The organism is Pseudomonas sp. YY-1 (assembly GCF_002843095.1).
Taxonomy (GTDB): Bacteria; Pseudomonadota; Gammaproteobacteria; order Pseudomonadales; family Pseudomonadaceae; genus Aquipseudomonas; species Aquipseudomonas sediminis_A.
In genome coordinates this window covers 172,619-191,047 of the sequence record NZ_PJLX01000003.1, presented here as the reverse complement: position 1 = coordinate 191,047, position 18,429 = coordinate 172,619, and the positions used below count along the sequence as shown (strand labels likewise).

Genomic DNA, 18,429 nt, shown 5'->3' with positions numbered 1-18,429 from the left:
GGGCTCGGTTCACTTGCACTATGGAGGCAGCATGAAGGCATTGCAAGGCGTCGAAGGGCGTGCACAGTGGCTGGAACAACCGGCGCAGACCTGTGATGCAGGACAGATTCGCGTGAAGGTGGCCGCCGCTGGGCTCAATCGGGCTGATCTGTTGCAACGCGCCGGGCTCTATCCGCCGCCTCCAGGCGCGAGCCAGGCGCTCGGGTTGGAATGTTCGGGTGTAGTTGTCGAAGTCGGCGCCGGCAGCGCCTGGCAGGTGGGTGATCGGGTCTGCTGTCTGCTCGCTGGCGGTGGTATGGCCGAGGAGGTGGTGCTCGATGCGCGCCACGCCATGCCGGTGCCCGAGGGGCTGAGCCTGGTCGAGGCTGCTGTGGTGCCGGAGGTTTACGCCACGGCCTGGCTCAACCTGTTCCAGCTCGGCGCCCTGCGCCCGGGTGAAAAAGTCCTGCTGCATGCCGGCGCCAGCGGTGTCGGCTCGGCAGCGATCCAGCTGTGCAAGGCATTCGGCAGCCCGTGCTGGGTCAGCGTTGGCTCGCCAGAACGACTGGCCTATTGCGAGGCGCTCGGTGCTCAGGGCGGTGCTCTGCGTGGTGAGGATCTGCACGCGCTGCGCGACTTCGGGCCGTTCGATGTGATTCTCGATCCGGTCGGCGGGCAGTATGCGGCGCTCAATCTGGCTTTGTTGGCGCTGGACGGACGCTGGATCAACATTGGCCTGATGGGCGGGCGCGAGGCCTCGCTGGACCTGGCCCAGGTGCTGGGCAAGCGCATTCAGCTGACTGGTTCGACCTTGCGCAATCGCGACGATCAGTTCAAGGCTGACCTCTTGCGCGATCTGCAGCAACAGGTCTGGCCGTTGTTCGCGGAAGGGCGTCTGAAGCCGCAACTTGAGCGCAGTTTTGCCATCGAAGACAGTGAAACAGCATTCCAGACACTCGCCGGTAACCAGGTCGCGGGTAAACTGGCGTTGCTGATTGACCCCAGCCTGGCCTGAGCTAGTACTGCAGCCCGCGCCTGGCGTGGGCTGTGCTATCGATTGGTGCATTCAATCGATATCATGCCCGTAATCAATAAGCTTTTTTCCGTTAGGTGGCTAATATAGCGACCGTAGATTTCAACCCTCACAGAAACCTTAGAAGGAGTCAGAGATGTCCCTCATCAATACTCAAGTTCAGCCGTTCAAGGTCAATGCTTTCCACAACGGTGAGTTCATCGAAGTCACCGAGCAGAGCCTGCAGGGCAAGTGGTCCGTGCTGATTTTCATGCCGGCTGCCTTCACCTTCAACTGCCCGACCGAAATCGAAGACGCTGCCAACAACTACGCCGAGTTCCAGAAGGCTGGTGCCGAGGTCTACATCGTGACCACCGACACTCACTTCTCGCACAAGGTCTGGCACGAAACTTCGCCGGCCGTTGGCAAGGCTCAGTTCCCGCTGATCGGTGACCCGACCCACCAGCTGACCAACGCTTTCGGCGTGCACATCCCGGAAGAAGGCCTGGCTCTGCGTGGCACCTTCATCATCAACCCGGAAGGTCAGATCAAGACTCTGGAAATCCACTCCAACGAGATCGCTCGTGACGTTTCCGAGACCCTGCGCAAGCTGAAGGCTGCTCAGTACACCGCCGCCAACCCGGGTCAGGTTTGCCCGGCCAAGTGGAAGGAAGGCGAGAAGACTCTGGCTCCTTCGCTGGACCTGGTTGGCAAGATCTAAATTTGCCGACTTCCTTTCCGGCCTGTCTCAGGTTGGAAAGGACCAACTCTGCGCTGTTTGGGCCATTTACCGGCCCTTGTGGTGCCCGATGCCCGGGCGCGATCCGTCCGGGCATTTTATTGCCCGAATTTTCATATTTGAGGAATTTCCGCCATGTTGGACGCCAATCTTAAAGCCCAGTTGAAGGCCTACCTGGAAAAGGTCACCCAGCCGTTCGAGATCGTCGCGTCCCTCGATGACGGCGAAAAATCCCAGGAACTGCTCGGGCTGCTGCAAGACATCGTCGGCCTGACCGACAAGATCACTCTCAAGACCGACGGCAACGATGCCCGCCGTCCGTCCTTCGCCCTGAATCGTCCGTGCGAAGACACCGGCGTTGCCTTCGCCGGTATCCCCATGGGCCACGAGTTCACCTCGTTGGTGCTGGCACTGCTGCAGGTGGGCGGCCATCCTTCCAAGCTGGATGCCGACACCATCGCGCAGATCAAGAGCATCGAAGGCAAGTTCGAGTTCGAGACCTATTTCTCGCTCTCCTGCCAGAACTGCCCGGACGTGGTTCAGGCGCTGAACCTGATGGCCGTGCTCAACCCCAATATCCGCAACGTCTCCATCGACGGTGCGCTGTTCCAGGAAGAAGTCGAGCGTCGCCAGGTCATGGCCGTGCCGAGCATCTACCTGAACGGTGAGGTCTTCGCTTCCGGTCGCATGGACGTGAAGGAAATCCTCGCCAAGATCGACACCGGCGCCGCCAATCGCGATGCCGAGAAAATGAGTGCCAAGGAAGCCTTCGACGTGCTGGTGGTCGGCGGTGGCCCGGCTGGCGCCGCAGCGGCCATCTACGCTGCGCGCAAGGGCATCCGCACCGCTATCGCTGCCGAGCGCTTCGGCGGTCAGGTGCTGGACACCATGGCTATCGAGAACTTCATCTCGGTCAAGGAAACCGAAGGTCCGAAACTGGTGCGTGCGCTGGAAGAACACGTCAAGGAGTACGACGTCGACGTGATGAATCTGCAACGTGCGTCGGCTCTGGTGCCGGCCAGCAGCGAAGGCGGCCTGCACGAAGTGAAGTTCGAGAACGGCGCTTCGCTCAAGGCCAAGACCGTAATTCTCTCCACCGGCGCGCGCTGGCGCGAGATGGGTGTACCCGGCGAGCAGGAGTACAAGGCCAAGGGCGTGTGTTTCTGCCCGCACTGCGACGGCCCGCTGTTCAAGGGCAAGCGCGTGGCGGTGATCGGCGGCGGTAACTCTGGCGTCGAAGCAGCCATCGACCTGGCCGGCATCGTCGCTCACGTGACCCTGCTGGAATTCGCCGATACCCTGCGTGCCGACGCCGTACTGCAGAAAAAACTCAACAGCCTGCCGAACGTGACCGTGATCAAGAGCGCGCAGACTACTGAGGTCAAGGGTGACGGCCAGAAGGTCACCGGCCTGGTGTACAAGGATCGCACCACCGAGGAGCTGCACACCGTCGAGCTGGAAGGCATCTTCGTGCAGATCGGTCTGCTGCCCAACAGCGACTGGCTCAAGGGCACCGTCGAGCTGAGCCGCTTCGGTGAGATCGTCATCGATGCCAAGGGCGCTACCAACATCCCCGGTGTCTTCGCCGCCGGTGACGTGACCACCGTGCCGTACAAGCAGATCGTCATCGCCATGGGCGAGGGCTCGAAGGCTTCGCTATCCGCCTTCGATCACCTGATCCGCCATAGCTGATCGCAACGCTGGAACGACAAAGGCCACCTTCGGGTGGCCTTTGCGTTTAAAGACATCCGTAGGAGCGAGCTCTGCTCGCGAATATCGCAATCCAAGCGATTCGCGAGCAGAGCTCGCTCCCACAGTTACGCCCCGTCCCTGGGGCGGCGCGCTCAGCGCTTCAGACCGCCCAGAGTCAGCGGCATCTGGCGGTTCACATCCTTGTACAGCAGGTAGCGGAAGCGGCTCGGGCCGCCGGCGTAGCAGGCCTGCGGGCAGAAGGCGCGCAGCCACATGAAGTCGCCAGCCTCGACCTCGACCCAGTCCTGGTTCAGGCGATACACCGCCTTGCCTTCCAGCACGTACAGGCCGTGTTCCATGACGTGGGTTTCGGCGAAGGGAATCACGCCGCCCGGCTCGAAGTTGACAATGTTGACGTGCATGTCATGACGCATATCGCTGATCTCGACGAAGCGCGTGGTGCTCCAGCGGCCTTCGGTGCCGGGCATGACGATTGGCTCGATGTCCTGCTCGTGGGTGACGAAGGCTTCCGGATACGGCACGCCTTCGACCGGTTGGTAGGCCTTGCGCAGCCAGTGGAAGCGCACGGCTTCGCTGCCGTTGTTGCGCAGCGACCAATCGCTTTCTGGCGGGATGAAGGCGTAGCTGCCAGGACGCAGGGCATGCTGGGTGCCGTTGAGGCTCAGGTCGCAGGTGCCTTCGACGACGAAGATCACGCCTTCGGCGGTCGGGTCCAGCTCTGGCTTGTCGCTGCCGCCGTTCGGGCCGACTTCGACGATGTATTGCGAGAAGGTCTCTGCGAAGCCGGTCAGCGGGCGAGCGATGACCCACATGCGCATGTTGTCCCAGAACGGCAGGTGGCTGGTGACGATGTCACGCATCACGCCTTTGGGGATCACGGCGTAGGCTTCGGTGAACATGGCGCGGTCGGTCAGCAGTTGATCCTGACCTGGGTGACCGCCATGCGGTGCGTAGTAGTAGGGCGATTTGCTCATCGAGAGGTTGCCTCGGCGGGTGAAGGGCTCGGGGTTCGATCCCCGAGCGGAAAATTGGCTCCCATGCACTATAGGAATTCGCGGCTGGATTCGGAAATTAAATAGTAGAATGCCTGTCAGTGGGTTTCATGATGGGTGGCGCTATGCTCGATCCGGTGTTGTTACGCAGTTTTCTGACCGTTGTGCAGACCGGTGGCTTTACCCGCGCCGCTGCCAGCCTGCACCTGACCCAGTCCACGGTCAGCCAGCAGGTGCGGCGCCTGGAGGAGCAGCTCGGCGCCGAGTTGCTCGATCGCAGTGGCCGCTACGTAGTGACCACCACCGAGGGTGAACGCCTGCTGGGTTACGCCAACCGCATCGTCGCACTGATGGACGAAGCCATGCTGGCGCTCGGGCAAAGTGCGGTGGAAGGCGAGGTGCGCCTCGGCGTGCCGGACGATTTCGCCGCCAATAGCCTGACCCCTTATCTGGCCGATTTCGCCGACGCGCATCCGGGCATTCGCCTGGAGATCACCAGTGGCCTCAGTCATGACGTCTGGCGCGCGTTCAATGCCGGCGAACTGGACCTGGCGTTGATCAAGCAGCGCGCCGGCAGTGCCAAAGGCCTGGCCAGCTGGGCTGAGCCGGTGGCCTGGCTCGACAGCCGCGCGCGCCCGGTACTGGCGCGCAACCCGGTGCCGCTGGCGGTATTCCCACCCAACGGCCTGTATCGCCTGGAGATGACCCACGCGCTGGATGCCATGGGCAAGCCCTGGCGTATCGCCTATGTCAGCAGCAGTTTGCCTGGCGTCAGCGCCGCGGCCGAAGGTGGCCTGGGCCTGACCCTGCTGCCGCGCCGGTTGATCACCGCTGCACACCGCGAACTGGGTGAGGCCGAAGGCTTCGCCCCGGTTGCGCCGGTGGAAGTGGCCTTGCATGCGCGCAACCAGTTGCCCGGCTATGCAAGGGAATTGGCGGCGGCGTTGATCGAGGCCTGCGAAGGGATCATGAGCCAATAGGGCGTCACGGGGCCGGGTAGGGTGCGCTATGCGCACCTTGAAACTGGGCGGCCCCGCCACACCTTACGACAGGATCAGCGCCAATTGAGAATCGGCCAGCCAGCCTGCTCGGCATGGGCGCGCAGAGTCGGGTCGGGATTGACGGTGAAGGGCTTGTCGACCAACTGCAGCAGCGGCAGGTCGTTGCGCGAGTCGGAGTAGAAGCTGGCGCCAACGAGGCTTTCGTTCTGCTCGGCGAGCCAGGCATGCAGACGTGTCACCTTGCCTTCGCGATAGGTCAGTACGCCTTCGGTGCGACCACTGTAGAAGCCGTGCTGCAGCTCCAAATCGATGGCCAGCACCTCGTCGATGCCGAAGCGTTCGGCGATGGCGCTGACCAGAAAATGCGCCGAGGCGGAGATCACCAGCAAGCGGTCGCCGGCGGCGCGGTGCGCGGCCAGGGTGCGGCTGGCGTCACTGTAGAAGATCGGCTCGATCACGTCCTCGACGAAGGGCTCGACCACATGGGCGACCTCCTCGGGCGTGCGGCCAACCAGCGGCGACAGGGTGAAGGCCATGTAGTCCTCCATGGCCAGGGTGCCGGCGGCGTATTGGCGCATCAGCTCCTGCTCGTGGGCCAGGAAGGAGTCGCCATCGGCCCAGCCGATCTTGACCATTTCCTGTGTCCACAGGCTGGCGCAATCCCCGTGAATCAGGGTTTCGTCGAGGTCGAAAATCGCCAGGGCCATCACGCCACCTCCCGGATTGCATCGGCACCAATGGCCAGGCTGACACTCTGGCCATTGTGGTGCAGGTCGGCGGCGGAGCGATTGAGCACGTCCACCAGCAGTTGCACGCCGCGGGCCTCGACCCGGTAGCGCACGACGTTACCCAGCAGGCTGTGGCTGACAATGGTGCCTTCGATTCCCGCCCCGCCGATCTGGATCGCCTCCGGGCGAATTGCTACACGACTGTTGACCGGGCGCAGCAGCAGGCGGCTGGCGGCATCGGCCTCGAGCAGGTTGTAGTTGCCGATGAACCCGGCGGCGAAGGCATCCACCGGCGCGGTGTAGAGAGTTTCGGCGTCGCCGCTCTGGACGATCTGGCCGGCATTCATCAGGAAGATGCGGTCGCTCATGGTCAGCGCTTCCTCCTGATCGTGAGTGACGAAGATGGTGGTCAGGTTCAGTTCCTGCTGGATGGCGCGGATCTGTTCGCGCAGGTGTTTGCGGATACGTGCATCGAGAGCCGACAACGGCTCGTCGAGCAGCAGCAGGCGCGGGCGGGTGACCAGCGAGCGGGCCAGGGCCACGCGCTGGCATTGGCCGCCGGAGAGCTGGTGCGGATAGCGCGCGGAAAAGTCGCCCAGCTCGACCATCTCTAGAGCCTCACGCACGCGCTGCTCGCTTTCGTCTCTGGCCACTTTCTGCATGCGCAGGCCGAAGGCGACGTTCTGCGCCACGCTCATGTTGGGGAACAGCGCATAGCTCTGGAACACCATGCCGATACCGCGTTTTTGCGGCGGCAGCGGCACCAGGTCTTCGCCACCGAGATTGATCTGCCCGCCGTCGACGTCGGTCAGCCCGGCGATGCAACGCAGCAGGGTGGACTTGCCGCAGCCGGAGGGGCCGAGCAGGGTGACGAACTCGCCCTGGCCGATCTCGCAGTTGATGTCGCTGAAGATACGGGTGTCGCCGTAGCTTTTATGCAGGTTATGGATGCTCAGCAAGCTCATGCCTTGTCCCTGTTCAAACGGTTGGCCGCCCAGGTGAATACCAGGACGAAGAAGAAGTAGGAAATCACCAGTGCACTGTTGAAGTGGCCGCTGCTGTTGCGCATGTTGTTCAGGTACACCTGCAGGGTTTCATAGCGGGTGCCGACCAGCATGTTGGCGAAGACGAACTCGCCGAACAGGAAGCTGAAGGAGAGGAACAACGACACCATCAGGCCCTTGCGCAGGTTCGGCAGCACCACCAGGAAGGCCGCCTTCCAGGTACTGGCGCCAAGCAGGTGAGCAGCGTCCATCAGGTCGCGCAGATTGATCGCCTGCAGGTTGTTGGCGATGGCGCGGTACATGAACGGCAGGGCAATGGTGAAGTAGCAGCCAAGCAGAATCCACGGCGTGCCGGTCATCGCCAGTGGTCCAGAGCCGTAGAGCTGCAACAGGCCCACCGAGGACACCACCGGCGGCACGGCGAACGGCAGCAGGATCAGCACGTTCATCAGCGTGTCGAGCTTGGGGAAGTGGTAATGCACCACGAACATCAGCGGCAGGATCAACACCACCGATAACGCCAGGGCGCCGAAGCACACCAGCAGCGATTGGCCGAAGGCGCGCAGGAAGCGCTCATCACTCCACAGCGCGGCGTACCACTTCAGTGTCAGGCCGTCCGGCAGGATGGTCGCCGACCAACTGGTGGATAGCGAGTAGAGCAGGGTACCGGCCAGCGGCAGCAGCAGGATGAGGAACAGCAGCCAGACCACGATGCGGTGGTAAAGGCTGGCGGTGGGGGCTTTCACAGGCGGTTTAAACACTACCTGCGTTGCCGCTGCTTCGTTAAAACCAGGCTCAAAATGCTCATTTACAGCTTGTAAACTCCGCTTTTTCGCCTGTTTTTGCCTCGCATCGGCGGCCTCGCCTACGTTTTTAAACGGCCTGTTAGCGCGTGACATGCTGGCTCCTTTTCAGCAGCAACTGGTGGACGGCGGTGATCAGTACCATCAGCCCGACCAGGATCATCGACAGGGCGCTGGCCAGGTTCGGGTCCAGCGAGATGTCGCCGGAGACCATCGCCGCGATGCGGATCGGCAGCACGTTGAAGTTGCCGGTAGTGAGGTAATACACCGTGGCGTAGGCACCCAGGGCATTGGCCAGGAGGATGACGAAGGTGCCGAGCAGCGCCGGGGTCAGCACCGGCAGGCCGATGTGGCGCCAGAAGTCCCAGGTGCCGGCACCGAGCAATGCTGCGGACTCACGCCAGTCCTGACGCAGGGCGTCGAAGGCGGGGTAGAGCAGCAGCACGCCGAGCGGAATCTGGAAGTAGGTGTAGAGCACGATCAGGCCGTTCTTCGAGTAGAGGTTGAAGCCCTCGATCAGGCCGAGCTGGATCAGCAGCAGGGTCAGCGCGCCATTGAAGCCGAGCAGGATGATGAAGGCGAAGGCCAGTGGCACCCCGGCGAAGTTGCTGGTCATGTTGGAGAAGGCGATGACGAAGTCGCGCAGCTTCGAGTCCACCTGGCGCAGCGAGTAGCTGCCGAGGATGGCGATGGCCATGCCGAACAGGCTCGACCAGAAGGCGATTTCCAGGCTGTGCTTGATCGCCTGCATATAGAACCTGGAGGCGAAGATCTTCTCGAAATTGCCCAGGCCCCAGCCAGCGGGACTGTTCAGACTATTGACCGCCACCCACACCAGTGGCGCCACCTGGAACACCAGGAAGAACAGGGTGAAGGGCAGCAGGCACAACAGCGGCAGCCAGCGTCGCAGGGAGGATGGCGCGCTCATTTCAGCAACTCCGAGCAGTAGGGTTTGTCGTGCGGGACACCGAGCAACTGGCAGATGCTGCCGCACAGTTCGAGCTGGCGTGGGCGCGCATTGGCATCGAGGCTGAAGGCATCACCGATGACGAACAGTGGCACCTGGCGCTCTTCTGGCAGCAGGCCATTGTGCGAACGGTCGACGTTCATGCCGTGGTCGGCGGTGACCAGCACCTGATAGCCGGCATCGACCCAGTTCTGCAGATGGTCGGCCAGCAGCACGTCGGCCATCCGTGCGGCGTTGCGGTACTGGGAACTGTCCAGGCCGTGCTTGTGGCCGGCGTCGTCGATGTTCATCGGGTGCACCAGCAGCAGGTCTGGCGTGTGCTGCAAACGCAGGCTCTCGGCGTCGACGAACAGGTGCGAGTCCGGGTAGTGGTCGGCGTAATAGAAGTGACCATGCTGGATCGGCAGCGATTCATCGCAGGTATGCCGGTCGCGCACGGCGACGAAGGGCGAGCGATTGTACAACTCGCTGACCCAGTGATAGGCCGCGGCGGCGGTGCTCAGACCGGCATCGTGGGCGTAGTGAAAGAGGCTGCGTTCGCGCGACAGGCGCGAAACATCGTTGTGCACGATGCCGCTGTCGATGGGGCGCACGCCAGTGAGGATGGCCTCGTAGAGCGGGCGCGACAGTGCCGGCAGCTCGCAGTCGAGGCGGTAGAACGCCGCGCGCCCGGCGTCGCACCAGGCGTGCAGGTGGCCCATGGCATGTTGCGCCACCGAGTGGCTAAGGCCGTCGAGCACGACGAGGATGACCTTGGAAGGCATGGGGAATCCTGAAAAACGATGGAAGCGTTTCGCGGCTGAAGCGGAATGCCGCCCAGCCGCTCCTACAGGTATTGGCTGCGGGAGCAGCTTGTGGGAGGGGCTTCAGCCGCGACTGTCGCCGCTGAAGCGCCTCCCACCGAGCGCGGGTTATTCCATATTGATGATCACGTTCTCTTGCCACATCTGTGGCAGTGCCTTGGAAGTGGTTTCCCAGGCAGCCGCGTCGGCGATTGGCTTGACCTTGGTGTACTGCTCGTTGGGCAGCAACTTGGCCTGCACCTCGGCCGGCAGGGTCAGGTGCTCGGCGCGGATCGGTCGGGCATTGCCTTTGGCCAGGTTGATCTGGCCGGCGTCGGAGAGGATGTACTCACGCGCCAGCTTGGCCGCGTTTGGGTTCTTGGCGTACTTGTTGATGATGGTGGTGTAGCCGGAGATCACCGAACCATCGGACGGGATCAGCACCTCGAAGCGGTTGGGGTCGATCTGGTCGCGGTACGACAGGCCGTTGAAGTCCCAGACGATACCGACTTCCACTTCACCCTTTTCCAGGGTCTGGATGGTCGGGTTGGACAGCGACAGGCGGCCCTGCTCGGCGATGGCGGCGAAGAAGTCCAGGCCCGGTTGGATGTTTTTCTCGTCACCGCCATTGGCGATGGCGGCAGCCAGCACGCCGTTCACGGCCTGGGCTGCAGCGCTGACGTCACCGATGGCGACGCGGTACTTGCCGTTCTTCAGGTCGGCCCAGGATTTCGGTACATCCTTGACCAGTTGCTTGTTGACGATGAAGGCGATGGAGCCGGTGTACGCCAGCATCCAGTGACCATCGGCGTCCTTGGCCCAGCTCGGGATCTGTTCCCAGGTGCTCGGCTTGTACGGCTGGGTCACGCCCTGCTGCACGGCGATGGGACCAAAGGCGGCGCCGACGTCACCGATATCGGCGGTGGCATTGTCCTTTTCGGCGGCGAACTTGGCGATCTCCTGTGCCGAGCTCATGTCGGTGTCGGAGTGCTTGAGGCCGTACTTGCTATTCAGGTCGCTCCAGGTGTCCTTCCAGTTAGCCCAGCTATCGGGCATCCCCACGCTATTCACCACGCCTTCGGCGCGTGCAGCCTGTTCCAGTGCCTGCAAGTCGGTGCCTTCGGCCATGGCGGAGGTCGCCAGGGCGATGGCCGAACCCATCAGTGAAGCCAGCAGCAGTTGTTTCATTGGAAACTCCTTCGCAGTGAGAGTGTTGGTCTAGATCAGCAATACCCGAGCCAATCTAAGCGCCTTCAATGACAGTTTTATGTCCAGCCATGGTGGGGCAGATGTCTAGGTGTAAGCGGCTGGCGCGCTTCAGAAGCGTAGACCATGGATAAGTAGCTGATTTCGCGGGCTGCGAAGGGGGCTGGCAGTGGCATGCGGCGTGCTTGCAGCAAGGTTGTCATCTATCAGTCATCTAGACTGCCTAGGCTTGTAACCCATCTGAGCGAGCGATTTTTGCCCCGTGATGGGGCTGGACTAGTCCAAAAGGGGAAGTTTTGATGCGCGAAGAAGCGCCACGGGCCGTCACCATCATCTGCCGCGCGTTACAGGAGCAGATCGACCAAGGCCTGTTGCCCTCCGGCAGCAAGTTGCCGGCCGAGCGCAAGCTCAGTGAGTTGTTCGATACCACGCGCATTACCCTGCGCGAGGCGCTCGGCCAGTTGGAGGCGCAGGGGCTGGTCTATCGCGAGGAGCGCCGTGGCTGGTTCGTTTCACCTACGCGGGTGGCCTACAACCCCCTGGTGCGTACCCACTTTCATGCCATGGTCGCCGAGCAGGGGCGAGTGCCGGCTACCGACGTCCTGAGTGCGCGCTTGATGCCGGCCCCCGCGCAGATCTGCCAGGTGCTGGAGTTGCCGGCGTTGTCGAGCGTCTATCAGGTGTGCCGCGCGCGGCGTATCGATGGGCGTCTGGTGCTGTATGTCGAGCACTATCTGAATCCGGCCTACTTCCCCGGCATTCTCGAGTTCGACCTGACGCGTTCGCTGACCGACCTCTACGCCAGCGAGTACGGCATTCACTATGGCCGCGTGCGTTTTGACATGGTGCCCACCGCGCTACATGCCGAGGCCGCTGCCAGCCTCAAGGTGGCGCCGGGCAGTCCGGCGCTGCGCATCACCCGGGTCAACCGCGACCAGCACGGGCGCATCATCGACTGCGACCTGGAGTTCTGGCGCCACGACGCCATTCACGTCAGCGTCGAAGTCCCCGAGTAGGGTGAGGCTGGCTTCGGCTCCGCCCCTGCGCAGGGTGTAGTTCGGAGTCTGATGCGCGCGGCGCAATCTACCGTTCGTCGGCCTCGACGATGTTTTTCCGGCCAATGTCGAAACGCGCTCGCTGCGTTCGACTATCCAGTATCCACCGTCGAGGAACTGGAGCGCGCCATGAAATACCTCTGCCTTGTTTACGCCAACGAACAGGAGCTGCACAGCTCCCCCAACAGCCCGCATGACAGTGAGTGCCACGCCTATGCTCAGCGTGTGCAGGAAAGCGGGCGCATGCTTGCAGCCGAGGCGTTGCAGTCAGTGCAGAGCGCCACCACGGTGCGCATGCGTGGCGGCAAGCTGGCCATCACCGATGGCCCTTTCGCCGAAACCAAGGAGCAGCTCGCCGGCTTCTATCTGATCGAGGCGCGGGACCTCAACGAGGCCATCCAGCTGGCTGGAAATATTCCCGCCGCCCGTGTCGGCTGCGTGGAAGTGCGGCCGGTTCGCCAACTGGATGTCGACCCGGCTGCCCAGCACTGAGTCGCCATCGTTCATCGGGAGAGTTCTTATGGACCGTCGCTATATCCCCGAAGTCGCCACGCGTGAGCAATGGCTGGCCGCTCGCAAGGCGCTGCTCGAGCAGGAAAAGGCCCTGACCCGCCAGCGCGATGCGCTCAATCGTGCCCGCCGTGCCCTGCCCATGGTGCCGGTGGACGAGGATTACCGCTTTCAGGGCCCACGAGGTGAAGTCGACCTGGAGGCTTTGTTCGACGGGCGCAGCCAACTGATCGTCTACCACTTCATGTATCACATGGACCGTGGCGAGGGCTGCGACGGCTGCTCCTGCCTGGTAGATAACATCGGCCACCAGTCCCACCTGCACGCCCGTGACACCAATCTGGTGCTGGTCTCGCGGGCGCCGCTGGCCGATCTCGAAGCCTTCAAGCGGCGCATGGGCTGGACGCTGCCCTGGTACAGCTCGTACGGCAGCCGCTTCAACTACGACTACCACGCCACCACCGACGAGCTGGTTGCACCCGTCGAATACAACTACCGCGACAAGGACGAGTTGCAGCGCCTGGGGTTGAACTACCACGTCCAAGGCGAGCAGCCCGGTGTCAGCGTGTTCCTGCGCGACGCTGGACGCATCTATCACACCTATTCCACCTATGGCCGAGGCGTGGAGATGCTGATGAGCAGCTTCCATTTCCTCGACTTCACGCCTTTTGGACGCAGCGAGGGTTGGGACGGCATGCCCGATCTGGACGACAAGGGGCTCAACTGGACGCGCCTGCACGATGAGTACGAACAGCGTGCGCCCACCCACGACTGCTGCGGCCACAAGGCCTAGCGAAGGAGAAACCACATGAGTCAGCATGAACTGCAAGATGCACTGAACAGTTGGGCCGATGCCTGCCGCAGCAAGGATGTGGCGCGCATCATGGGTCACTATGTGGAAGGCGTGGTCGCCTACGATGCCGTGGGGCCGCTGCGTTTCCAGGGGCGCCCGGTATACCAGGCGCATTGGCAGGCCTGCATGGAAATGTGCAGCGGTGAGGGCCGATTCGAGCCGCATGAGCCGACTTTCACTGTCGACGGCGATCTTGGCGTCACTCATTACCTGCTGCACTGCGGCGGCACCAATGACAAGGGCGAGCTGGAAACCTGCTGGATGCGTGTGACTCAGTGCCTGCGCCGCCAAGGTGGTCGCTGGCTGATCTTTCACGAGCACTTCTCCGCGCCTTGCGATATGGAAAGCGGCAAGGCGCTGTTCGACCTGCAGCCCTGATAACCCGTTCAAAGCCTGCTGCGCGTTGGCCATGCTGCGTTGTAACAGGGCTCGCGCGCGAGTTGGCTCTGCGGCAGCGTTACTGACGACCCAGCGCCGTGCAGGAGAGCTCGTAGTTTTGCTGGCAGGCACTCTGGTACAGGCGCTGGGCCTGGTCGGGGTCACGTGCTACGCCGCCTTCACCGCGTCGATAAAGGTTGCCCAGCACATGCTGCGCCATCGGGTTGCCTGCAGCGGCTGACTGGTTGAGGTACTTGAGCATGTCGCGCTGGTTGGCGAACTCCGGTGCGTCACGCCCGGTATAGAGGTAGGCAAGACTGACCGCGGCCATGGAGTGACCCTTGTCTGCGGCCTGCTTCCACCAGTACTCGGCTTGCTTGATGTTCTTTTCCGGCTGGCCGACGAAGTAGCTGCTGCCGAGCTGGAACTGGCTTTCCAGATCACCGCGTTGGGCCTGCTGGCGCAGTTGGTCTTGTTCGGTCTGGGTGATGGGCTGGTCGACCTGCGGCTGTTCTTGCGGCGCGCTGGAGTCAGGTTCACGCCCGGCGCAGCCCGCCAGTAGCGCAAGGGCGAGCAGGGCGGTGGTGGCGTGACGCAGGTTGATCGGGCTAGGCATGGCAGAAACTCCGTAGGCGAGAAACAGGGCAAGTCGCTATTAGGCTGACCCTGGCCACCATAGTTCGCTGTCGTTGATCAGTCTGTCGCGGTGCGACTTCACACTCGCGCCATGAGCTGCAATCCTGAGCGCTGATTTCGCTTACGAGGCAGTCATGAAAATCAGTGCGGATTTCGACAGTGGCAACATCCAGGTCATCGACGCCAGTGACCCGCAGCGCGTCTTGCTGGCCATGCGCCCGGACCTCAACAGCCACCATTTCCAGTGGTTTCACTTTCAGGTCGAGGGCCTCCTGCTGGGGCAACGCCATGGTTTCAGCCTGACCAATGCCGGGCAGTCGGCCTATAACCGCGCCTGGGACGGTTACCAGGCCGTGGCCAGTTACGACCAGCAGGACTGGTTTCGCGTGCCGACCCGTTACCAGGACGGTCAGTTGCACTTCGAGTTGCAGGCCGAGCATGAGCGCGTCTGGTTCGCTTATTTCGAGCCCTACCCGCGAGCGCGGCATGAACGTTTGATTGCCAACGCGCTGGAGCGCGGTGCTGAATTGGTGGCCAGCGGCAGAAGCCTGGAAGGCCGTGATATCCAGTTGCTACGTATCGGTGGCCAGACGGGCGCGCCGCGTAAACTGTGGATCATCGCCCAACAACATCCGGGCGAGCACATGGCCGAATGGTTCATGGAAGGGCTGATCGAGCGCCTGCAGAATCCGCAGGATGCCGAGGTTGTCGCCTTGCTGCGCGAGGCCGAGTTCTATCTGGTGCCGAACATGAACCCGGACGGCGCCTATCGCGGTCACCTGCGCACCAATTATGCCGGGCAGGACCTCAATCGTGCCTGGCAGTCGGCCAGCTCCGAGCGCAGTCCCGAGGTGCTGTTCGTGCTGCAGCATATGCAGCGTATTGGCGTCGACCTGTTCCTCGATATTCATGGCGACGAGGAAATTCCTCATGTGTTCACCGCCGGTTGCGAGGGCAATCCGGGCTACACCCCACGGCTGGCAGCGTTGGAAGAAGACTTCCGCAGTCGTCTGGTTGCTATCGGCGCCGAGTTCCAGACCCGCTTCGGTTATCCGCGTGATGAACCGGGCCAGGCCAACCTGACCCTGGCCTGCAACGCCGTTGGCCAGGCCTTCGATTGTCTGTCGTTCACCATCGAGATGCCGTTCAAGGACCATGACGATAGTCCGCAGCCACGCACCGGCTGGAACGGCGCGCGCTCGCAGAAGCTGGGACAGGATGTGTTGAGCGTGCTGGCGCAGATGGCTGCGACCCTGAGGTAGGGTGCGCTGTGAGCACCGCTTCTTCAAGCAACAAGCCGGTGCGCACGGCGCACCCTACAGCCATTCAGTGGCGTAGGTCCCAGCCCGAGAGGGGCCTGGGAGACAGGCAAAAAAAAGCCCGTCACGAGGACGGGCGTAAAGTGCCGTTAACACACAGGAGTCAATAGGACGCAGTGATGCGTCCGGTATTACAGAATCGACAGCGGATAGTTGATGATCAGACGGTTCTCGTGGAAGTCCTGGCCGGTGCCATCACGACGCAGGTTGGAGTTACGCCAGCGCACGCTCAGGTTCTTCAGCGTGCCTTCTTGGATGGTGTAGGCCAGCTCGGATTCGCGTGCCCACTCTTCTACATCGGTACGACCGTTGGTGTGGATGTTGGAGCCGCTGGTGTAGCGGTTCATCAGGGTCAGGCCCGGAACGCCGAGGCCAGCGAAGTTGTAATCATGGCGCAGCTGCCAGGAACGCTCGTTGGGGGCGTCAAAAGCGTTGGTGAAACCGTCGTTGACCAGGGTGCCACCGCTGGCGCCGTCCACGCGCATGAACTTGGTGTCACCGCCCATTTTCTGGTAAGTCACGGTGAAGGTGTTGTTGCCTTTCTTGGCGCTGAGCGCGCCCTGATAGACCTTGTTGTCCAGGTCACCGGCCTTGGCGGCGCCTTCATCTTTACCCGTCACGTAGCCGAGGTTCGCGCCCAGTACCCAGTCACCCACAGGTTGGCTGTGAGTCAATTGCAGGTAGCTTTGCTTGTAGATGTCTTCCAAGCGAGCATGCCAGAGGCCTACCATGGTGTTGTTGGCGTTGAAGCGGAACTCACCGCCGGCGAAGTTGAAGTCGCCGCCTTCGACACCGCTGTAGGACATGTCTTCACGACTGGCATCGTGACGCTGGCTGTTTTTCCAGAACTGGCCGCCGTACAGGGTCAGGCCATCGATCTCGCTGGAGGTGATCTGCGCGCCCTGGAAAGTTTGCGGCAGAGAACGGCCGTCGTCAGCACGCAGGACCGGCAGCACTGCAAACCACTCACCGACCTTCAGTTCAGTCTTGGAGAATTTGGCCTTCGCGGCAACGGCAGTGCGCCCGAATTCGTCCGGCACGTTGCGGTTAGTCGCTGGGCCGTGTTCCGGCAGCAAGCCACTGTTGCTGCTGTTGGCATTGCCATCGAGTTTCATGCTGTACATGCCGAGTACGTCGAGACCGAAGCCGACAGTGCCTTCGGTATAGCCGGAGCGAGCATCTAAGATGAAGCTCTGGGTCCAACCCGAGGCCTGACCTTGGCGCTCACCGTTGATCCGCGGATCCGTGTTATTCAGGTAGTTACGGTTGAAGTAGTAGTTGCGCAGGCCGAGGGTGACTTTGGCGTCGTCGACGAAGCCGGCAGCGTGCGTGGCGGTCGGCATAACCAGGGCCAGAGCCGTGCTGCCGAGCAGGGCCAATGGAATGATGTTGCGTGCGGTCATTGTTGTTGTGCTCCCAGTTTTTGAACGAACCATCCCCTGCCTGTCTGCATCAGGACCTGCATGATGGGAATGTTGTGTTTGCCCCGTAGAGGGCGATAGCCCGGCCGAACGCGGCCGGTCATTGCTGGTGGCTGAAGTCAGCCGCCGGCGAATCCGGTGCTATGGCGTGTGGCAACTATGGGGACGAGCAGGCGAGGGGCTGCTGTACTGAGGGAGAGGCGAGGACAGTCATGTTATGGCCCTGATTCTTGTTGTTATCGTTGTCATATGTCGTCATACAACTTGCTGGATTATCGACAGCCTTTTTGTCGCTTGTCAACGTATGGCTAGACGAAAGTCTGAGTGGGCTTTCCACATGTGGCGGCGCTATCGGCTATGCCGAGGGTGTTCAGCGCAGAGCCGGTAAACCATCTGGTATCGAATTTGTTGTGTGATAACGTATGACAAATTCACTTACATCAAGGGTTTATCCATGCCGCATTGCCTGATCGAAGCCGCCCGCGAGGTGAGTGAGCTGATCGCGCCGCAGGAGCTGGTGCAACTGGTGCATGACCAGGCGGCTGCCACGGGGTTGTTCCGACCCGGCGAGGTCAAGGTGCGCCTGAGTCTGTACGAGCACCACTGCGTCGGCGGCGAGCAGGGAATGTTCGTGCACCTGATCTTCTACGTGCTTGCCGGGCGCAGCGATGACGACAAGCGGGCGCTGTCGCGGCGCGTCGTGCGCGCACTGGTCGAGCGCCTGCCGCAGGTGCCGGCGATCTCCCTGGATGTGCGCGACATCCGCCGCGAGGTGTTCAGCAACAGGCGCAACTGCCTGGACGATTAATTCGTTTCGAGCAAACGCGCGCCAGCACCCTGTGCGCCGAGTTCGTCGCTGGGGTTGCGCAGTGGGCAATCCTGCATCGACAGGCAACCGCAACCGATGCAGCCGGTGAGCTGGTCGCGCAGTCGCGTCATTTGCTCGATACGCGCGTCCAGATCGCGCTGCCATTGCGCCGACAGTTGCTGCCAGTCCGCTGCCGTGGGTATGTGATCGCAAGGCAGTGTGCTCAGCGCCACACCGATATCCGCCAAGGGAATGCCCAGGCGCTGCGCCACCTTGATGAGCGCGACGCGGCGCAGCACATCACGCCGATAACGCCGCTGATTGCCGGCATTGCGCTGGCTGTGGATCAGCCCCTTGGTCTCGTAGAAATGCAGCGTGGAAACCGCCACGCCACTACGCTCGGCAACCTGGCCGACAGTCAGCGGGCGTTCGTGGAAGGAGCGGTGCGTGTCCATGGAAAATTCCTGTTGACCTAAAGTTAAGTTGAGGTTTTACCCTCGCAGGCCTTGATCGACAACACCGA

The 18,429-nt window shown here is 62.2% G+C and carries 20 protein-coding genes; 10 read left to right on the top strand and 10 right to left on the bottom strand.

The window, feature by feature from the left end; all coding sequences use genetic code 11:
• Positions 1–31: 31 nt before the first annotated feature.
• The 3 genes from CXP40_RS06015 (at position 32) to ahpF (ending at position 3,422) form a co-directional block, all read left to right on the top strand.
• Positions 32–994, top strand: coding sequence for a zinc-binding dehydrogenase (locus CXP40_RS06015; protein ID WP_106733051.1), 963 nt, complete (start codon positions 32–34; stop codon positions 992–994).
• A gap of 154 nt (positions 995–1,148) precedes the next feature.
• The gene (gene ahpC / locus CXP40_RS06010; RefSeq protein WP_013714489.1) at positions 1,149–1,712 is read left to right on the top strand and encodes an alkyl hydroperoxide reductase subunit C; all 564 of its coding nucleotides are present in this window, start codon (positions 1,149–1,151) and stop codon (positions 1,710–1,712) included.
• A 153-nt stretch (positions 1,713–1,865) separates the two neighbouring features.
• Positions 1,866–3,422 carry an alkyl hydroperoxide reductase subunit F gene (gene ahpF / locus CXP40_RS06005; RefSeq protein ID WP_106733050.1) on the top strand — a complete coding sequence of 519 codons (1,557 nt, stop codon included), beginning with the start codon at positions 1,866–1,868 and terminating at the stop codon, positions 3,420–3,422.
• Positions 3,423–3,574: 152 nt separating this feature from the next.
• Here the strand turns inward: ahpF and CXP40_RS06000 are convergent, their stop codons facing one another.
• Entirely contained in the window at positions 3,575–4,417 is an 843-nt protein-coding gene (locus CXP40_RS06000) for a bifunctional allantoicase/(S)-ureidoglycine aminohydrolase (RefSeq protein WP_099522162.1), read from the bottom strand.
• Positions 4,418–4,560: 143 nt separating this feature from the next.
• Here CXP40_RS06000 and CXP40_RS05995 point away from each other — a divergent pair, with 143 nt between their 5' ends.
• Positions 4,561–5,415 (top strand): LysR substrate-binding domain-containing protein, encoded by an 855-nt coding sequence (locus CXP40_RS05995; RefSeq protein ID WP_099522951.1) that lies wholly within the window; start codon positions 4,561–4,563, stop codon positions 5,413–5,415.
• 74 nt (positions 5,416–5,489) lie between these two features.
• On the opposite strand, the gene CXP40_RS05990 is transcribed toward CXP40_RS05995, so the two are convergent.
• From CXP40_RS05990 to CXP40_RS05965, 6 genes are all read right to left on the bottom strand, one after another.
• On the bottom strand, positions 5,490–6,143 hold the full coding sequence (locus CXP40_RS05990) for an HAD family phosphatase (protein ID WP_106733049.1): 654 nt from the start codon (positions 6,141–6,143) through the stop codon (positions 5,490–5,492).
• Positions 6,143–7,129, bottom strand: a complete 987-nt coding sequence (locus CXP40_RS05985; protein ID WP_106733048.1) for an ABC transporter ATP-binding protein — start codon at positions 7,127–7,129, stop codon at positions 6,143–6,145. Before CXP40_RS05985 ends, CXP40_RS05990 begins: the two co-directional genes overlap by 1 nt.
• Positions 7,126–7,914: an ABC transporter permease gene (locus CXP40_RS05980; protein ID WP_106733047.1), complete on the bottom strand. Its 789-nt coding sequence runs from the start codon at positions 7,912–7,914 to the stop codon at positions 7,126–7,128. Before CXP40_RS05980 ends, CXP40_RS05985 begins: the two co-directional genes overlap by 4 nt.
• 139 nt (positions 7,915–8,053) lie before the next feature.
• Positions 8,054–8,899: an ABC transporter permease subunit gene (locus CXP40_RS05975; protein ID WP_106733046.1), complete on the bottom strand. Its 846-nt coding sequence runs from the start codon at positions 8,897–8,899 to the stop codon at positions 8,054–8,056.
• On the bottom strand, positions 8,896–9,702 hold the full coding sequence (locus tag CXP40_RS05970; protein WP_106733045.1) for an alkaline phosphatase family protein: 807 nt from the start codon (positions 9,700–9,702) through the stop codon (positions 8,896–8,898). Before CXP40_RS05970 ends, CXP40_RS05975 begins: the two co-directional genes overlap by 4 nt.
• 147 nt (positions 9,703–9,849) lie before the next feature.
• Complete coding sequence (locus CXP40_RS05965; RefSeq protein ID WP_106733044.1) at positions 9,850–10,908, bottom strand: ABC transporter substrate-binding protein; 1,059 nt, start codon at positions 10,906–10,908, stop codon at positions 9,850–9,852.
• Positions 10,909–11,225: 317 nt separating this feature from the next.
• Here CXP40_RS05965 and CXP40_RS05960 point away from each other — a divergent pair, with 317 nt between their 5' ends.
• The 4 genes from CXP40_RS05960 to CXP40_RS05945 all read left to right on the top strand — a co-directional run bounded on the left by CXP40_RS05960 (position 11,226) and on the right by CXP40_RS05945 (position 13,722).
• Positions 11,226–11,942, top strand: a complete 717-nt coding sequence (locus tag CXP40_RS05960; protein WP_099522155.1) for a UTRA domain-containing protein — start codon at positions 11,226–11,228, stop codon at positions 11,940–11,942.
• A gap of 168 nt (positions 11,943–12,110) precedes the next feature.
• Complete coding sequence (locus CXP40_RS05955; RefSeq protein WP_106733043.1) at positions 12,111–12,473, top strand: YciI family protein; 363 nt, start codon at positions 12,111–12,113, stop codon at positions 12,471–12,473.
• A gap of 28 nt (positions 12,474–12,501) precedes the next feature.
• Positions 12,502–13,284, top strand: a complete 783-nt coding sequence (locus CXP40_RS05950) for a DUF899 domain-containing protein (protein WP_106733042.1) — start codon at positions 12,502–12,504, stop codon at positions 13,282–13,284.
• 15 nt (positions 13,285–13,299) lie between these two features.
• Positions 13,300–13,722 carry a nuclear transport factor 2 family protein gene (locus CXP40_RS05945; RefSeq protein ID WP_106733041.1) on the top strand — a complete coding sequence of 141 codons (423 nt, stop codon included), beginning with the start codon at positions 13,300–13,302 and terminating at the stop codon, positions 13,720–13,722.
• Positions 13,723–13,801: 79 nt separating this feature from the next.
• On the opposite strand, the gene CXP40_RS05940 is transcribed toward CXP40_RS05945, so the two are convergent.
• Positions 13,802–14,338 (bottom strand): tetratricopeptide repeat protein, encoded by a 537-nt coding sequence (locus tag CXP40_RS05940; protein ID WP_106733040.1) that lies wholly within the window; start codon positions 14,336–14,338, stop codon positions 13,802–13,804.
• 154 nt (positions 14,339–14,492) lie between these two features.
• Between CXP40_RS05940 and CXP40_RS05935 the strand changes: the two genes are divergently transcribed.
• The gene (locus CXP40_RS05935) at positions 14,493–15,620 is read left to right on the top strand and encodes a M14-type cytosolic carboxypeptidase (protein WP_106733039.1); all 1,128 of its coding nucleotides are present in this window, start codon (positions 14,493–14,495) and stop codon (positions 15,618–15,620) included.
• A gap of 188 nt (positions 15,621–15,808) precedes the next feature.
• Here the strand turns inward: CXP40_RS05935 and CXP40_RS05930 are convergent, their stop codons facing one another.
• Complete coding sequence (locus tag CXP40_RS05930; RefSeq protein ID WP_106733038.1) at positions 15,809–17,080, bottom strand: OprD family porin; 1,272 nt, start codon at positions 17,078–17,080, stop codon at positions 15,809–15,811.
• 472 nt (positions 17,081–17,552) lie between these two features.
• Here CXP40_RS05930 and CXP40_RS05925 point away from each other — a divergent pair, with 472 nt between their 5' ends.
• Positions 17,553–17,906, top strand: coding sequence for a 5-carboxymethyl-2-hydroxymuconate Delta-isomerase (locus CXP40_RS05925; RefSeq protein WP_106733037.1), 354 nt, complete (start codon positions 17,553–17,555; stop codon positions 17,904–17,906).
• Here CXP40_RS05925 and soxR read toward each other — a convergent pair.
• Positions 17,903–18,361 (bottom strand): redox-sensitive transcriptional activator SoxR, encoded by a 459-nt coding sequence (soxR, locus tag CXP40_RS05920; protein ID WP_106733036.1) that lies wholly within the window; start codon positions 18,359–18,361, stop codon positions 17,903–17,905. The genes CXP40_RS05925 and soxR overlap by 4 nt on opposite strands.
• Between the last annotated feature and the right edge of the window lie 68 nt (positions 18,362–18,429).

Coding starts and splice junctions, on each gene's coding strand:
- CXP40_RS06015 (WP_106733051.1), top strand. CDS start 32: ATGAAGGCATTGCAAGGCGTCGAAGGGCGTGCACAGTGGCTGGAACAA.
- ahpC (WP_013714489.1), top strand. CDS start 1,149: ATGTCCCTCATCAATACTCAAGTTCAGCCGTTCAAGGTCAATGCTTTC.
- ahpF (WP_106733050.1), top strand. CDS start 1,866: ATGTTGGACGCCAATCTTAAAGCCCAGTTGAAGGCCTACCTGGAAAAG.
- CXP40_RS06000 (WP_099522162.1), bottom strand. CDS start 4,417: ATGAGCAAATCGCCCTACTACTACGCACCGCATGGCGGTCACCCAGGT.
- CXP40_RS05995 (WP_099522951.1), top strand. CDS start 4,561: ATGCTCGATCCGGTGTTGTTACGCAGTTTTCTGACCGTTGTGCAGACC.
- CXP40_RS05990 (WP_106733049.1), bottom strand. CDS start 6,143: ATGGCCCTGGCGATTTTCGACCTCGACGAAACCCTGATTCACGGGGAT.
- CXP40_RS05985 (WP_106733048.1), bottom strand. CDS start 7,129: ATGAGCTTGCTGAGCATCCATAACCTGCATAAAAGCTACGGCGACACC.
- CXP40_RS05975 (WP_106733046.1), bottom strand. CDS start 8,899: ATGAGCGCGCCATCCTCCCTGCGACGCTGGCTGCCGCTGTTGTGCCTG.
- CXP40_RS05970 (WP_106733045.1), bottom strand. CDS start 9,702: ATGCCTTCCAAGGTCATCCTCGTCGTGCTCGACGGCCTTAGCCACTCG.
- CXP40_RS05965 (WP_106733044.1), bottom strand. CDS start 10,908: ATGAAACAACTGCTGCTGGCTTCACTGATGGGTTCGGCCATCGCCCTG.
- CXP40_RS05960 (WP_099522155.1), top strand. CDS start 11,226: ATGCGCGAAGAAGCGCCACGGGCCGTCACCATCATCTGCCGCGCGTTA.
- CXP40_RS05955 (WP_106733043.1), top strand. CDS start 12,111: ATGAAATACCTCTGCCTTGTTTACGCCAACGAACAGGAGCTGCACAGC.
- CXP40_RS05950 (WP_106733042.1), top strand. CDS start 12,502: ATGGACCGTCGCTATATCCCCGAAGTCGCCACGCGTGAGCAATGGCTG.
- CXP40_RS05945 (WP_106733041.1), top strand. CDS start 13,300: ATGAGTCAGCATGAACTGCAAGATGCACTGAACAGTTGGGCCGATGCC.
- CXP40_RS05940 (WP_106733040.1), bottom strand. CDS start 14,338: ATGCCTAGCCCGATCAACCTGCGTCACGCCACCACCGCCCTGCTCGCC.
- CXP40_RS05935 (WP_106733039.1), top strand. CDS start 14,493: ATGAAAATCAGTGCGGATTTCGACAGTGGCAACATCCAGGTCATCGAC.
- CXP40_RS05930 (WP_106733038.1), bottom strand. CDS start 17,080: ATGACCGCACGCAACATCATTCCATTGGCCCTGCTCGGCAGCACGGCT.
- CXP40_RS05925 (WP_106733037.1), top strand. CDS start 17,553: ATGCCGCATTGCCTGATCGAAGCCGCCCGCGAGGTGAGTGAGCTGATC.
- soxR (WP_106733036.1), bottom strand. CDS start 18,361: ATGGACACGCACCGCTCCTTCCACGAACGCCCGCTGACTGTCGGCCAG.